Genomic DNA, 14,159 nt, shown 5'->3' on the forward strand with positions numbered 1-14,159 from the left:
ATCCGCACGGTGGCTCTGAGGCCCGGCCCATCAGGCCTCAGTCATCAGAGCCAGTTGCGGCGCTTGAACACCAGGTACAGGCCGGTGCAGACCAGACCCATCAGCCCGATCGCGAACGGGTACCCGAAGGCCCACTTCAGCTCCGGCATGGACTCGAAGTTCATCCCGTAGACGGTTCCGATCAGGGTCGGCGCGAACAGGATCGCCGCCCAGGAGGAGATCTTCTTGATCTCGTCGTTCTGCATGTGCCCGGCCTCGGCGAGCTGCTTCATCTCCTCGTTCTGCCGCTGCGAGACCAGCGTGGCGTTCACGGTGAGGATGTTCTGCAGCATCTGCCGGAAGCCGTCCACCCGCTCGGCCGCGTAGGTCGCGTGGTCGGCCACGTCGCGCAGGTAGCGCTGGAGCTCGTCGTCGGTGCCGTACTTCCCGAAGCCCGCCTCGAGGCTCTTCATGATCTCCAGCAGCGGCCGGGTGGCCCGCTGGAACTCGATGACCTCGCGCGAGAGCTCGTAGATGCGCCGGGACACCTGCGGGTCGCCGCCGAACACCTCGGTCTCGATCTCGTCGATGTCGTGCTGGAGCCCGGCGATCACCGGCGCGTACCCGTCGACCACGGCGTCCAGCACCGCGTACAGGACCGCCTCCGGTCCGAGTGCGAGCAGCTCCGGGTCGGCCTCCAGGCGCCGGCGCACGGCGGAGAGGTCCGGGGCCTGCGAGTGCCGGACGGTCAGGACGAAGTCCGGGCCGACGAAGAGGTGGATCTCACCGAAGTCGACCTCCTCCACGTCGTCAAGGTAGCGGGCGGCGCGCAGCACCACGAAGAGCGTGTCGCCGTAGCGCTCCAGCTTGGGCCGCTGGTGGGCGACGATGGCGTCCTCGAGCGCCAGCTCGTGCAGTCCGAAGCGCTCCGCCGCCTCCAGCAGCTGCGCCTCGGCGGGCCGGAACAGCCCGATCCAGGCCATCGTGCCGGGCTTGCCGGGCAGTTGCCGGTAGATGTCGGCCAGGCCCGCGCTGGCGGGTGCCTCGACCCGGTGCCCGTCCCGGTAGACGGCCGCGTCCACCACGGAACGCTCCAGGGTGACGGGCTCGGCGGGCTGGTCGGGTCTCGGGTCCATCGAGTGCTCGGGCGCGGGCTGTGCGTCCTCGACGCGGACGGCGGTGAGGGAGCGGGAGAACGGACGCTTGCTCGCGCGCACGGCGCGCACTCGCCAGTCGGACATGGCGGTACCTCCACGGGTCTGGGTCCTCCGCCCGTGCCGCGTGCCCGGGGCGTGTTCCCGGGGCGGGTGGCAGGAGCGGTGGCAGGCGGCCGGCCGTCCTCCACCGCGCACGGCGCGCGGTCCGCACCGGCAACGGCCCGACGCGGTCAGCGGCGGGGTGCGGGGGCGCGGGTGGCGGGAGCGGTACGGGAGGAGGGGTGCCGGGTGCCGGAAGAAAAGGGGGACGTCCTGGGGCAGGGCCGACTTCGACCCGGACTACTGCTCTCCACCGCTCTCACCTCCTCGCCGCCGGGGCGCCCCTGCGGGGTCGCCTCTTGCCGGGCCACCAGGAGCGTCCACACCGCGCGGCCGCGGGCGCACGCACACGTGCGCCGGTCAGGCGGGTGGGCACCCCTGATCTCGTCAGAGCTTTGGCACGCCACGGCGTAGCACCGGAAGGTGCAGCCACTTGGGGTCACCCCTTAGGCCGGGGAGACCTGTCCTGACCCTGGGCGTCTCTCGACGTCGTGGGGTCAGTGGCCTGTGTCCATGGCGACGCCTCACCGAACGAGGTGCCTTCACAACTCCACCGAGTCTAGTACCCGCGCGACGGCACCTCCGACCACGGTCCGGGCCCACGGCGCCCGGAGGCCGCCTTTCGCCCGCGCGGCGGCCGCCCCGACGCCCCTGCTAGCTCGGCGCCCGGGAGCACCGCCGCCTCGTCAGCACAGGGCGAGGTGCGCGGCGGCGTAGGGGATGGCCACGGTCTCCAGGCCGCCGACGGTGCCGAACACCGGGTGGACGTTGACCTCGAAGACCACGCCGCCGCTCTCCGCGGCCAGGTCGACCCCGGCGAACGGGAGCCCGAGGGACTCGGTTGCGCGGACGGCGAGTTCGGCGAGCCCGGCGGGCAGGTCTCCGACCGCGAGCAGGGTCGACACGGCGCCCTGGCTCTCGTTGCAGGGGGCGTCCGGGTCCGGCTGGACGTGCTCCACCGCGCGGACCACGCGCCCGGCGAGGACCACCACCCGGTACTGGTGGCGCCGGCCCTCGGCGTTGTAGTTGGCGGCGTCGCGGGCGATCAGCCAGTCGGCGCCCGAGGCGCCGTAGTGCCGTGCGGCGGCGGCCAGTTGGGCGTGGTTGGTGACGTGGAAGACGTCGTTGCCGCCCATGCCGACGGTGGGACGCGCCCAGACGTCGCGGCCGAGGCGGTCGAAGGCGTCGGCTGCGGCCTCCGGGGTCGGCCGGGAGAGCGTGATGGTGGGCATGTGCGGGATGCCGTCCCGGGTGAACCGCTCGACCGTGCGGTCCTTCTCGGTGGCCGCCCGCCAGGCGTCCGCGTCGGTGCCGAACGAGCGGGCGCCGTGCCTGCGCAGCCGCCGCTGGCAGGCCGTGAAGTCCCGGCGGCGGTGCGGCGGGATCTCGTAGACCAGGACCGCCTCCGCTGTCACGGCCCGTCCGGCGGAGGGCACTTCGAGGTGGAGGAGGCCGTCGGCTCCGCCGATCCGGCCGGATCCGCCGGTCATGAAGTGACGCGCGTCCAACAGCACGGGCGTCCTGCCGGTGAGCATCTGCACGGCGGTGGCCAGCGTCTCCCGGCTGCCTTCGGTCGAGCTGTGATCAGTCATGAGAACTAGCTCGGGTCGGCCCATGCGGCCATGGAACAGCCCGCGACCAGCCCCGGCAAGGGTGCGCCGTCGGCCATTCGGGCCCCGGTGGCCGGAAACCCGGCCGGGGTACCCCGGCGCGGCTCGCGGCGGCCCGGCGCCTCCGCCCGTCCCGGCCTCCGCCCCCCGCTGTGGACAGGCCCGAACCAGCGCAGCGCCCCATACTGGGGGAATGGCGCAGAACACTCCACCGCCGCATCGCCCGTCGACCCTCACGGTCAAGGGGCGGAATGTGCGGCTGCGTACGATCGGGGTGGCCGTTCTTGCCGTGCTCGCCGTCTGGTTCATCGCGGCCAACACCGGATCGGTCTCCATCAAGTTGTGGGTCGCCACCGTCACCCTGCCGCTGTGGGCGGTCCTCGCCGTGACGCTGCTGACGGGGATGATCCTCGGTTTCTTCATCGCCCGCCGCCGGTCGAAGGGCTGAGCCGCCCGGGCCGGCCGCGACGCTTCGGGTACGGGCCCGCTCTACTCGACCGGCCCGTCCCACACGAGGCGCCGCTGTCCGAGGTGTCCCCCGCCGCGGTCTCCTCGCGCAGACGCCGACGGCCGGAGGCATGATGGCCACGGGGACGACCGAGAAGGGTGCCGGCCCATGGACATCTCGTTGACCACCGAGCGGCTCATCATCCGGGACTGGTCCATCGACGACGCCGAGCAGGCGCTGGAGATCTACGGCTCGCCGGAGGTCGCGCGCTGGCTCACCCCGGCGATGGACCGTGTCGGCGACGTGGCGGCGATGCGCTCCGTCCTCCAGGCCTGGCAGGAGGCGCAGCCGAACCTGCCGGTGCCCCGGGGACGCTGGGCCGTCCAGCGCAAGGAGGACGACGCGGTCGTCGGCGGCCTCGGCATCCGGCTGCTGCCGCCGTACGAGGACGATCTGGAGATGAGCTGGCAGCTCGCCCCCGGCGCCTGGGGGAAGGGCTACGCCGTCGAGGCCGGGCGCGCCCTGATCGCCTGGGCCTTCACGCAGGAAGCCGAGGAGCTCTTCGCGGTCGCCCGGCCGAACAACGTCCGCGCCATCTCCATGGCGAAGCGGCTGGGGATGGAGTGGGTGGGCGAGACCACCAAGTACTACGGGCTCAGCCTGCAGGTCTACCGGATCCGCCCCAGCGACCTGCCCGGCTGACCGGACGCCCTCGGGGCCCGCGCAGCCTTCCGCAGCCCGTCACGGCCAGTCACGGTGCGTCGCGGTACGTGTCAGCCGACGGGCCCGCCGGCCAGCGCCGCCGCGACGCCGAGCGCCCCCGCCCCCAGCAGGGCGCTGACCACCCCCCGGCGGGCGGCCAGCAGCCACAGCGCGGCGCCGGCCAGCACGGCGTACTGCCACCCGTGGCGCAGGGCCAGCGTGAGCGGGATCGCCGACCCCGCGATGGCGCCGATCACCGCCGGGCCGGCGCCGGTGAAGAAGGCCTGCACCCGCTCGCTGGCCCGCACGCCGTCGAAGTGCCGCCCGCCGAGGAGCACGAACAGGAACGACGGGGCGAAGGCCAGCGCGGCCGCGAACAGTCCGCCCCACACCCCGGCGGCGGCGTAGCCGACCACGGCGACGGTCTGCACCACCGGCCCGGGGGTGATCTGGCCGAGGGCGACGGCGTTGAGGAACTGGCCGTCGTCCAGCCAGCGGTAGTGATCGACCGCGTCGGCCTGCATCAGCGGGATGATGACGAACCCGCCGCCGTAGGACAGCGCGCCGACCTTGAGCGCCACCCAGGCCAGGGCCGGCAGGCCGCCGCCGAGCGCCGGGGCGGCGGCCAGGACCGGCCAGCCCGCCGTGGCCCGGCGCCGCGTGCTCTGCGGCCCACCGGTGCGTACGGCGACCTCGGTGAGACCGGCCGCGAGCAGGACCAGGACGAGCCACGGTCCGGTCAGCGCGGCGGCCGCCCCGCCCACGAGCGCGTAGCCGAGCCAGCGCGCGCGGGCCGGGAGCGCCCGGCCGGCCCGCTGCCGGCTCGCCGGGACGAGTGACCAGGCCGCGTGCAGGGCGACGGCCGCCACGGCCGATCCCGCCCCGGCCGCCGCGCCGCGCACCCAGAGCGGCGGGCGTCCGGAGAGGAAGAGCGCCGCCAGGGCCAGGATCAGCACCAGGCCGGGCAGGATGAAGCAGACCCCGCCGACCAGGGCGCCCGGCACCCCGCGCAGCCGCCAGGCGGTGAGGATCGCCAGCTGGGTGGAGGCCGGGCCGGGGAGCAGGTTGGTCGCGGTGATCGCGTCCTCGAACTCCGTCGCCGGGATCCACCGCCGCCGGTCCACGCACAGTCGGCGCAGCAGCGCGATGTGGGCGGGCGGGCCGCCGAAGCCGGTGCAGCCGATCCGGCCCCACTCCCGCGCTATGGTGCCCAGCCCCACCCGGGCCGGTCCCGGTCGGCCCTCGTCCAGCGCCACGTTCCGCTCATCTCCCATGTCACCCGATCCCGGTACGGCCCCAGGACCTTATCGGCGGGAGTTGAACGGCCGGGGCGGGCCCCTGCCCGGTGTCCGAGCAGTCGGCGCCGACGTCAGGGGCGGCCGGGCTTGCGCGCCTCGATCAGGAAGCGTGCGGAGTGCGCGACGAACGGCCCCTGCGAGCGGATCAGCGCGTCCAGCTCGCGCAGCCGGTCGAGGTACGCCCCGACGGTGAAGCCGGGGACCATCCAGATCACCTTCCGCAGGAAGTAGACCACCGCCCCGATGTCGCGGAACTCCGTCCGCAGCCGCTCGGAGCGCAGGTCGACCACCTCCAGCCCGGCCGCCCGGGCGGCGGCGCTCTCGGTCTCGGGTCGGCGGGCCAGGCGGGCCTCGGGCTGCGGGCCGAGGAAGTACTCCACCAGTTCGAACACCGAGGCCGGTCCGACGTGCTGCGCGAAGTAGGTGCCGCCCGGGCGCAGGACCCTGGCGATCTCCGTCCACCACACCGTCGCCGGGTGCCGGCTGGTCACCAGGTCGAAGGCCTCGTCCGCGAAGGGCAGCGGCGGCTCGTCCGGATCGGCGACCACGACGGCGCCCAGCGGGTGCAGCAGCGCGGTCGCCTTGGCGACGTTCGGCGGCCAGGACTCGGTGGCGACCATCGCGGGCGGCAGGCTCCCCGCTCCGGCCAGCACCTCGCCGCCACCGGTCTGGATGTCCAGCGCCGCCGACGCCGATGCGAGGCGCCCGCCGAGCAGTCGCTGGTAGCCCCAGGACGGCCGCTGCTCGGTGGCCCGGCCGTCCAGCCAGGAGAAGTCCCAGCCGTCGACGGACACCGCCTCGGCCTCGGCGATCAGCTCTTCGAACGTTCGTGTACCGGGCATGGCTTCATCATCCCCGCGGTCGCCCCGCGGGCCAACCGGGTTTCCAGGACGCGCCCGCCACTGGCCACGGGCCGCGCTCCCCGTGCCCATGTCAGCTTTAGGTCAAGATTGTCAGTTCATCTGATCCACCCATCCTGCGCACACGATCCCCGCATACAGTGAGGCCCGTTCCATCCCGGTTTCCCTCGTCAACGGGCCGTCTCAGGCGTGCCCGCCGCTAGGAGTGGAGTGAATTAACCATGCTGGCACGTCACTTGTGGAAGCACCTGACAACTGCCGTCGTCCGCAGGGGCGTCGGCGCCACTCTGGGCGCCCTCGCACTCGTCGCGGCCTTCGTCCTCGCGGGCACCGCCGCCGGGACGTCGAGCGCGGCGGCCAAGCCGGCGGGCTGGGGCGGTCCCGGCAAGTGGGCCTGCGGCGGAGCGCCCGTCCAGTCCGGATGGGTCATCACCCTCTACGACCGGACCGGCTGCAACGGCAACGGCTCCTGGTACCAGGAGCCGGTCAAGGACGGCATCTGGACCTGTTCGGGCTCGCCGATCGTCCCCGGGTACGTCATCTCCGACCACATCCAGAGCGGCTGCAACGGCATCGGCTCCTGGCGGCACAGCCTCCCCAAGGACGGCATCTGGACCTGCGGCGGGTCACCGGTCATCAGCGGGTACGTCATCACCGACTACATCGTCAACGGCTGCAACGGGGTCGGGGCCTGGCGGCACAACCTCGCGCGCAACGGCCTGTGGACCTGCCCGGGCTCGCCCATCCCGGCCGGCTGGCGGGCCACCACCTACAGCGCCGGCGGGTGCAGCGGCCTCGGCGCCTGGGTCCTGGTCCGCGCCTGACCCCCGGAGGCACCGCAGACCCCTGCGGTGCCTCCGTCGCATCCACCGACCGCCGTGTGGCCGACCGGCCTCAGCCGGCCGCGCGCTGCGCGGCGACCGCCCACGCCCTGGTCACCGCACCGTGCGCGTCCGCGGTGGCGGCGGCGGTGTCCTCCGGCAGGTGCAGCGGCGCACCCAGGTGGACGTGCAGGGCGGGCCGCCGCAGCGGCGCCGTGGCCAGGCCGGCCAGCTGCTTCGCGGCGCCGCCGGAGCCCACCCGGCGGGCGCCCGCCTGGCCGAGCGGGACGACGGGGGCGCCGGTGGCCCGGGCCAACCGGGCGGGGCCGGTACGGAACGGGCCCGGCGCCAGCTCGCCCGAGTCCCGGCGGCGCGGCAGTCCGCCCTCGCCGTAGATGAGCACCAGCCGCCCGCGGGTCAGCGCGTCCGCGGCGGCGTCCAGTGCCTCGGCCGCCCGCTCGCTGCCGCGGTGCACCGGGATGTGGCCCTCCCGCCGCAGCACCCCGCCCAGCAGCGGGACGCGCCACAGCCCCGCCGCCGCCAGCACCACCGGCCGCACGTCCAGGCGGTGCAGCGCGGCCAGCACGATCGCGGGGTCCGCGAGTGAGGTGTGGTTCGCCACCACGATGCTGCCCGGGGCGAGGCCGGCGCCGGGGTCGCTGCTGACCGTCAGGCGGCCGAAGGCGGGGACGAGGGCGGCGGCGGTTCGGCTGAGCATGGCGTTCGTGGTCCTTAGGGGCAGGATGGGCGGGATCGGTCGCAGGACCAGCCTCCTCGCCGACGGCCGCCCCCCGCCTGAGTACCCGTACTCAACCCTGCAACCGGCGCCGGTCCGGCCCGTGTTCCGCGCCCCGCCGGAGAGCGGTAAGCCGCGCGCTGTTCCGAAAGGGAGGGCCTAGGCTCAAGGGATGAGGCGACTCGACGCGGTGGACCGGGCCCTGTTCGACCGAGTGGCGCTGGCGCGCCTGCACGGCGCCCGCCCCTGGCTGCGCGGCCTGAGCCGGGCCGCCGACCACGGGGTGCTCTGGCTGTCCGCCGCCGCCGTACTCGGCGCGGTCGGCGGGCGGACCGGACGGCGGGCGGCGCTGCGCGGCATCGGGTCGCTGGCGCTCGCCTCGGCGACGGCCAACATCGCCGCCAAGCAGCTGACCCGGCGCCCGCGTCCGCTGCTGGACCAGGTACCCGCCCCGCGGCTGCTGCTCCGACAGCCCGTCACGACCTCCTTCCCGTCCGGGCACTCCGCCTCGGCGGCGGCCTTCGCGGCGGGTGTCGCGATCGAGTCACCGCTGCTGGGGGCCGCCGTCGCGCCGATCGCGGCCGCCGTGGGCGCGTCCCGGGTGTACACGGGCGCGCACTACCCGGGCGACGTGCTGGCGGGCTTCGCGCTGGGCTCGGCCATGGCGGCGCTGACCCTGCGCTGGTGGCCGCGCTCGGCCGAGGGGCCCGTCCCCGCCGGTCCGCCGCGCCGGCCGGCCCCGGCCCTCGCCCGGGGATCCGGCCTGTTCCTGGTGGTCAACAGCGGCTCCGGCAACGGCGCGCTGCTGCCGACCGGCCCCGAGGACACGGTGGCCGGGCTGCGCGCCCTGCTCCCCCGCGCCGACGTCCGGCTCTGCGGCCCCGACGACGACCTGCCCGCACTGCTCGCCGACGCGGCCGACCGTGCAGCGGCGGCCAAGGGCGCGCTCGGCGTCTGCGGCGGCGACGGCAGCGTCAACCTCGCCGCCTCACTGGCGGTCGAACGCGGCCTGCCGCTGGCGGTCTTCCCCGGCGGCACGCTCAACCACTTCGCGCTGGACCTCGGCATCGACTCCCCCGACGCGACCGCGGCCGCCGTCGAGGCCGGCGCCGCCTGCGGGGTGGACCTGGGCCTGGCCGTCGACGACACCGAGCGGCGGGTGTTCCTGAACACCTTCAGCCTCGGCGTCTACCCCGAACTCGTCCGGCTGCGCGAGTCGTTGGAGGGCCGGATCGGCAAGTGGCCGGCCCTGGCGGTGGCCGTCGCCCGGGCCCTGGCCCACGCCGAACCGGTCACCGTCGAGGCGGCGGGCCGCAGCCGCCGCCTCTGGCTGCTGTTCGCGGGCAACGGCGCCTACGACCCGCCGGGCTTCGCCCCCACCCGCCGGACCGGTCTGGCCGACGGCCTGCTCGACATCCGCGTGGTAGACGGCGGCAGCCGGTTCGCCCGGACCAGGCTGGCGGCGGCGTTCCTCTCCGGCACCCTCGACCGCTCCCGGGTCTACCGCGCCGCCCGGCTGACCGCCCTCGACCTCGACGCCCTCGGCGACGCCGAGCACATCGCCGTGGACGGCGAGAGCCTCCCGGCGGCGGGCGCGCTGCGGCTGGCGAAGATGCCCAACGCCCTGACGGTGTACCGGCCCTCACCCGCATAGGGCCTGTCCGACAGTCCCGGTACGCCCGTCCCTCGGGCACGGGCTATCGGAAGGCCGCGACGTTGCGGGCGGCCCAGGCGGAGAAGGGGCGCGGGGCGCGGCCGAGGACCCGCTGGACGTCCGGGCTGATGCGCAGTTCGGCCGGGTTCGGTTCGCCGAGGATGTCCAGGGTGTCGTCGGCGAGCTCCACCGGCATGACCCGGCTCATGGCGGCCCCGGCCTCGGCGCGGGTGAGCTCGTGGAACCGCACCGGCGAGCCCAGCACGTCGGCGATCGCGGCCGCCTGCCGACGCGGTGTGATCACCTCGGGGCCGGTCAGCTGGTACACGCCACCGTGGTGCCGATCGTCCAGCAGGCAGGCCGCCGCGACCGCCGCGATGTCCGACGGGTCGACGAGCGGCACGCCGACATCACCGAAGGGCGCGGCGACGAGCCCCCGCGTACGGACGGACTCGGCCCACCAGAGCGCGTTGGAGGCGAAGCCGCCCGGTTGCAGGATCGCCCACTCCACACCGGATTCCCGCATGGTGTCCTCGAGTTCGCGCATCGCGATCCGCGTCGGCCCGAAGGGCCTGGTCACCACGCCCTGGCTGGAGAGCAGCACGACCCGCCGGACTCCGGCGACCGCGGCCTCGCCGATGAGGTCGGCAGGGTCGGCCCCGGCGGCGTGCAGATCGCCGGAGAGCAGCAGGAAGAGCGCCGTCGCCCGGGCCAGCGCGGGCTTGAGCTCGGCCGGCCTGGCAAGGTCCGCCACCAGATGGCGGACACCGTTCGGCACCGCCGCCGGGTGCCGCGACACCGCCGTCACCTGCTGCCCCGCCACGGCCAGCGCCTGCACCAACGGCCGGCCGATGTTCCCGGTCGCTCCGGTCACCACGATCATGATCAGCTCCTCGTCAGATGTCCTCGGTGGCTCCGACGCTAGGAGGGTGGGCTAACTCCTGGTAAGGACATACCCGGGGGTAAGCTCATGGCATGGTGGGAGGCGTGCAGTCCAGAGGGGTCGAGGCGGGCAGCCGGTATGACGTGTTTCACACCGACTGCCCCGCGCGCGACGTGGTCGACCACGTCACCAGCAGGTGGGGCGTCTGGGTGCTGATCTCCCTGCGGAGCACCGACCTTCGCTTCTTCGAGCTGCGCGACGGCATCCGCGGCATCAGCGAGAAGATGCTCGCCCAGACCCTGCGGGCGCTGGTCCAGGACGGCCTGGTCTGGCGGAGGGTCGAGCCGACGACGCCGCCTCAGGTCACCTACGGCCTCACCGGGTTCGGCCACGAGGTGGGCGAACCGCTGACGGAGCTGTTCGACCGGATCACCCGACGGCTGCCGCCGGTCGGCGGTGCCGGCGCCGGCGCCGGCGCCGGCGCCGACCGGCCCGATCCGGTAGCCGCGGCGGCGGAGAAAGAGGCCGAGGCGGAGGCGGACCGGCGTCCCGGGTGACGGCCGGTCGGCGGCGGCCCGGTCGCGGGTGAAGCGGGCAGGGCCCTCGCGCGGCCTGCCGCCGTTCCCGTACGGCCGCCGGATAGGGTCGGCACCCTGCGGGAACGACCGGCCGTGCGGAGCGACACGCACCACAAGCCATCCGAGTGACATTGCCCCCGGCCCGCACCTTCGACTCCCTAGTGTGCAGAGCAAGTTAGCCTACGAAGGGATTGCTCCATGTACCGCACCGTCCGCACCTTCGCCGTCCTCCTCGCGGCCGCCGGCGCCATCGCCGTTCCCACCCAGGCCTTCGCCGAGAGCGGCGACAACACGGAGGTGGTCGTCACCACCATCACCGTGATCGGCACCGGCAACCAGCTCGCCGGCGGTGACATCTTCAACGTCGGTGGCGACAACGTGGTCGGCTCCTTCAACGGCGAGGCCCCCTGATCCCCGCCCCACCGCGAACGGAACCGCCCGCACCCACCGGGGTGCGGGCGGTTCCGCGTGCGCCGGGCCGCAAGGCATCGCGGGCAGGGCAGCGGCTCCGGGCCTCAGGTCTCGCGCTGGGGGTGGTACTCGGCCTCCGGTATGCCGAACGTCCAGGCCACCCCGGCCCGGGCGGTGCGGGTGCTCGGCGGGACCCGCAGCCAGTAGGTGCGGAAGGTGCCGTCCGGTTCGGCCGTCGAGTTGACCACCTCGACCATCACCACCGGCTCGTCGTCCGGCAGTTGGATCCGCCACAGCACACCGGTCTCGTCCCGGTGCAGCGGCTCGGCGCCGGAGTCCGCCAGATAGCGCTCGTAGCCGTAGTGCTCCAGCATGACGCGGCGCAGCTCGGCGTTCTCCTCCTCGCGGATCCGCTCGACGGTGACGGTGCCGAGGCCGCCGAGGAAGTCGGCCGGGACGGGCATGCCGCGCCACGCGTGCAGGGCGAAGCCGTCGGCGTAGGCGAGGGCCGGACCGTCGGCGCGGTCGAGTCGCCCGGCCTCGTCGCGGTGCAGTTCGAGGGGCCGCTCGCTGACCAGGGCCACCCGCTCGTACGGCCACCACCAGCCGGCGCCGCGCGCCACCTCGGCGAGGGCGGCGATGCCCACCGCGTCGGGGTCGGCGCCGCGGGCCCCGACCTGGTCCGCGTCGGGGGCGGCCAGGGCGATGCCGGCCGCGTCGAAGGCCGCGAACCAGGGCGCGTCGTGCTGGCCCCGGACAGCGTCGAGCAGTCCGAGCCGGACGGCCGTGCGGCGGGCCCTGGCGGCCTCGACCACGTCGTCCGGACCCTCCTCGATGTCGGCCTCGGGGGCCAGCCGGTCGAGGACCGCGTCGCGGATCCGGCCGGCCAGTGCGTTGGCCACCGGTCCGAGCTCCCCGCCGGTGAGCCCCCAGAGCGGCGCCCAGCCCGCTGCGCCGACCTGCTCGACGGCCCGGCGCCGGGCGGCCTCCCACGGCCTGGTCCGGACGGCCTCGCGCACGCTCACCGCGCCGCCGGCCCGCAGCTCCAGCGCGGCCTGCGCCGCCGCCTGCGGCGAGCCGAACCAGCGGACCGCCTCCGGCTCGGCCAGCCCGGCCGCGCGGTAGGCGGCCCGCACCGCGCGCTCGACCGCCGCCCGGTCGCCCGGGCCGGTGGCCGCCGCGCTCGCCCGCCAGCGGGCCGTCGCCTCACCCGTCCCGGCCGTCTGCTGCACCGTCATCACGCTCTCCCCTCGCACCGCGGCCTGCCCGGCCGCCGTGGACACCCCGTCCGGTCCACGTCCGGTGTGCCCCTGAGCCCCTCGGCTCCCGATCATCATGGACGCCGGGTCTGACACCGGCGCCCTCCCGCCGCCCGGCCCCGGACCGCGCCGGGGCGGCGAGCCTGCCGGACCGCCCGAACCGCTGAAAATGGGCTTGAGCGCCGTCCTGGCCGCTGGTTAGCGTGACGTTCATGACGAAGATCCCGCCTCCCGCCGACTGGCGCGCGGCCAACCGCGCCAACTGGGACGAGCGCGTCCCGATCCACGTCTCCGGCGACTTCTACGACGTCCCCGGCTTCGTCGCCGGGAAGGACCCGCTTCGGGCGTTCGAGCTCGCCGAGGTCGGCGATGTCACCGGCAGGACCCTGCTGCACCTCCAGTGCCACATCGGCCTGGACACGCTGTCCTGGGCGCGGCGCGGGGCCACCGTCACCGGCCTGGACTTCTCAGCGCCCGCGGTGGAGGCGGCCGGCGGCCTCGCCGAGCGGATCGGCGCCACCACGGCCCGGTTCGTCACCTCCGACGTGTACGACGCCGTCGACGCGCTCGACAAGCAGACGTTCGACATCGTCTACACCGGTCTGGGTGCGCTGTGCTGGCTCCCCGACATCGACCGCTGGGCCCGGACGGCCGCCGAGCTCGTCGCGCCGGGCGGCTTCCTCTACCTGGCGGAGTTCCACCCGTTCTCCGACGTCCTGGCCGAGGACGGCCTGACCGTCGAGAGCGACTACTTCCAGCGCGAGCCCTTCGTCTGGGACGAGCCCGGCACCTACGCCGACCTGAACGCGGCGACCACCGCGAACCTGACGGTCGAGTGGCAGCACGGAATCGGCGAGGTCGTCAGCGCGCTGACCGCCGCCGGTCTGCGCCTGGAGTTCCTGCACGAGCACGACTTCACGCTGTTCCCCCGCTTCCCCGTGCTCCAGCCCGGCAACGGCTACCGCTTCCCGGCGGGCCACCCCCGCGTCCCGCTGATCTACTCGCTCCGCGCGGTGAAGCCGGCCTAGGCCCTGTCCGGCCTAGCGCCCGCCCGCCGCCGAGGCCGTTGCCGGGTGCCCGGCCCGGGTGAGTCCGTCTCCGCCGGTGATCCAGCGGCCGCGGCGCATCACGGCGACCAGGTCGTGGGTGTCGGAGTCGAGGACGACCAGGTCGGCGTTCTTGCCGGTCTCCAGCGAGCCGACCGAGTCGGCCAGGCCGAGCAGCCGGGCGGGGACGGCGCAGAGCGACTCCACGGCCTGGTCCAGGGAGAGCCCGTTGACGGTCACCGAGCGGCGGAGGGCGGCATCGAGCGTCAGCGTGGAGCCGGCGATGGAGCTGCCGTCGGTGAGCATGGCGACGCCGTTCCTGACCTCGACCTGGAGGGGGCCGAGGGGGTAGAGGCCGTCGCCCATGCCGGCGGCGCCCATCGCGTCGGTGATCAGGGCGACCCGGGAGGCGCCGGCGGTGCCGTAGGCCAGGTCGAGGACCGAGGGGTGCAGGTGGATGCCGTCGTTGATGAGCTCGACGGTGACCCGCTCGTCCTCCAGCAGCGCCACGATCGGCCCGGGGGCGCGGTGGGCGATGCCGGGCATGGCGTTGAACAGGTGGGTGGCGACGGTGGCGCCGGCCTCGATCGCCTCCAGGGTCTTGGCGTAGTCGGAGTC

General features: G+C 74.7%; 15 protein-coding genes and 1 riboswitch. Of the genes, 7 read left to right on the forward strand and 8 right to left on the reverse strand.

Going from position 1 to position 14,159, the window contains the following annotated elements; genetic code table 11:
• Positions 1 to 44: 44 nt before the first annotated feature.
• Together ACIGZJ_RS28010 and ACIGZJ_RS28015 are read right to left on the reverse strand one after the other, a co-directional pair.
• Positions 45 to 1,220, reverse strand: coding sequence for a magnesium and cobalt transport protein CorA (locus ACIGZJ_RS28010; RefSeq protein WP_396459831.1), 1,176 nt, complete (start codon positions 1,218 to 1,220; stop codon positions 45 to 47).
• A gap of 384 nt (positions 1,221 to 1,604) precedes the next feature.
• Positions 1,605 to 1,778, reverse strand: a riboswitch (M-box (ykoK) riboswitch).
• 143 nt (positions 1,779 to 1,921) lie between these two features.
• Positions 1,922 to 2,827 (reverse strand): RimK family alpha-L-glutamate ligase, encoded by a 906-nt coding sequence (locus tag ACIGZJ_RS28015; RefSeq protein ID WP_396459832.1) that lies wholly within the window; start codon positions 2,825 to 2,827, stop codon positions 1,922 to 1,924.
• 211 nt (positions 2,828 to 3,038) lie between these two features.
• Between ACIGZJ_RS28015 and ACIGZJ_RS28020 the strand changes: the two genes are divergently transcribed.
• Both ACIGZJ_RS28020 and ACIGZJ_RS28025 read left to right on the forward strand, forming a co-directional pair.
• A complete protein-coding gene (locus ACIGZJ_RS28020) occupies positions 3,039 to 3,293 on the forward strand; it encodes a LapA family protein (RefSeq protein WP_396459833.1) in 255 nt (84 codons plus the stop codon).
• Between the two features lie 168 nt (positions 3,294 to 3,461).
• A complete protein-coding gene (locus ACIGZJ_RS28025; protein ID WP_396459834.1) occupies positions 3,462 to 3,995 on the forward strand; it encodes a GNAT family N-acetyltransferase in 534 nt (177 codons plus the stop codon).
• Between the two features lie 71 nt (positions 3,996 to 4,066).
• Here the strand turns inward: ACIGZJ_RS28025 and chrA are convergent, their stop codons facing one another.
• Both chrA and ACIGZJ_RS28035 read right to left on the reverse strand, forming a co-directional pair.
• The gene (gene chrA / locus ACIGZJ_RS28030; protein ID WP_396459835.1) at positions 4,067 to 5,269 is read right to left on the reverse strand and encodes a chromate efflux transporter; all 1,203 of its coding nucleotides are present in this window, start codon (positions 5,267 to 5,269) and stop codon (positions 4,067 to 4,069) included.
• A 95-nt stretch (positions 5,270 to 5,364) separates the two neighbouring features.
• The gene (locus ACIGZJ_RS28035) at positions 5,365 to 6,135 is read right to left on the reverse strand and encodes a class I SAM-dependent methyltransferase (protein WP_396459836.1); all 771 of its coding nucleotides are present in this window, start codon (positions 6,133 to 6,135) and stop codon (positions 5,365 to 5,367) included.
• 239 nt (positions 6,136 to 6,374) lie between these two features.
• Here ACIGZJ_RS28035 and ACIGZJ_RS28040 point away from each other — a divergent pair, with 239 nt between their 5' ends.
• Positions 6,375 to 6,977, forward strand: coding sequence for a hypothetical protein (locus ACIGZJ_RS28040; protein WP_396459837.1), 603 nt, complete (start codon positions 6,375 to 6,377; stop codon positions 6,975 to 6,977).
• 70 nt (positions 6,978 to 7,047) lie between these two features.
• On the opposite strand, the gene ACIGZJ_RS28045 is transcribed toward ACIGZJ_RS28040, so the two are convergent.
• Positions 7,048 to 7,692 carry a lysophospholipid acyltransferase family protein gene (locus ACIGZJ_RS28045; RefSeq protein WP_396459838.1) on the reverse strand — a complete coding sequence of 215 codons (645 nt, stop codon included), beginning with the start codon at positions 7,690 to 7,692 and terminating at the stop codon, positions 7,048 to 7,050.
• A gap of 190 nt (positions 7,693 to 7,882) precedes the next feature.
• Here ACIGZJ_RS28045 and ACIGZJ_RS28050 point away from each other — a divergent pair, with 190 nt between their 5' ends.
• A complete protein-coding gene (locus ACIGZJ_RS28050) occupies positions 7,883 to 9,364 on the forward strand; it encodes a bifunctional phosphatase PAP2/diacylglycerol kinase family protein (protein ID WP_396459839.1) in 1,482 nt (493 codons plus the stop codon).
• 43 nt (positions 9,365 to 9,407) lie between these two features.
• On the opposite strand, the gene ACIGZJ_RS28055 is transcribed toward ACIGZJ_RS28050, so the two are convergent.
• On the reverse strand, positions 9,408 to 10,247 hold the full coding sequence (locus ACIGZJ_RS28055; protein ID WP_396459840.1) for an SDR family oxidoreductase: 840 nt from the start codon (positions 10,245 to 10,247) through the stop codon (positions 9,408 to 9,410).
• A gap of 92 nt (positions 10,248 to 10,339) precedes the next feature.
• Between ACIGZJ_RS28055 and ACIGZJ_RS28060 the strand changes: the two genes are divergently transcribed.
• Positions 10,340 to 10,804, forward strand: a complete 465-nt coding sequence (locus tag ACIGZJ_RS28060) for a winged helix-turn-helix transcriptional regulator (RefSeq protein WP_396459841.1) — start codon at positions 10,340 to 10,342, stop codon at positions 10,802 to 10,804.
• Positions 10,805 to 11,023: 219 nt separating this feature from the next.
• A complete protein-coding gene (locus tag ACIGZJ_RS28065) occupies positions 11,024 to 11,236 on the forward strand; it encodes a hypothetical protein (RefSeq protein ID WP_396459842.1) in 213 nt (70 codons plus the stop codon).
• A 104-nt stretch (positions 11,237 to 11,340) separates the two neighbouring features.
• Here the strand turns inward: ACIGZJ_RS28065 and ACIGZJ_RS28070 are convergent, their stop codons facing one another.
• Complete coding sequence (locus ACIGZJ_RS28070) at positions 11,341 to 12,474, reverse strand: DUF6745 domain-containing protein (protein ID WP_396459843.1); 1,134 nt, start codon at positions 12,472 to 12,474, stop codon at positions 11,341 to 11,343.
• A gap of 233 nt (positions 12,475 to 12,707) precedes the next feature.
• Here ACIGZJ_RS28070 and ACIGZJ_RS28075 point away from each other — a divergent pair, with 233 nt between their 5' ends.
• Positions 12,708 to 13,523: a class I SAM-dependent methyltransferase gene (locus tag ACIGZJ_RS28075; RefSeq protein ID WP_396459844.1), complete on the forward strand. Its 816-nt coding sequence runs from the start codon at positions 12,708 to 12,710 to the stop codon at positions 13,521 to 13,523.
• A gap of 12 nt (positions 13,524 to 13,535) precedes the next feature.
• On the opposite strand, the gene ACIGZJ_RS28080 is transcribed toward ACIGZJ_RS28075, so the two are convergent.
• Positions 13,536 to 14,159, reverse strand: a 624-nt coding sequence (locus ACIGZJ_RS28080) for an amidohydrolase family protein (protein WP_396459845.1), incomplete at its 5' end; no start/stop codon positions are given.

Origin of the sequence: Kitasatospora sp. NPDC052868 (assembly GCF_044547105.1) — a bacterium.
Lineage (GTDB): Bacteria > Actinomycetota > Actinomycetes > Streptomycetales > Streptomycetaceae > Kitasatospora.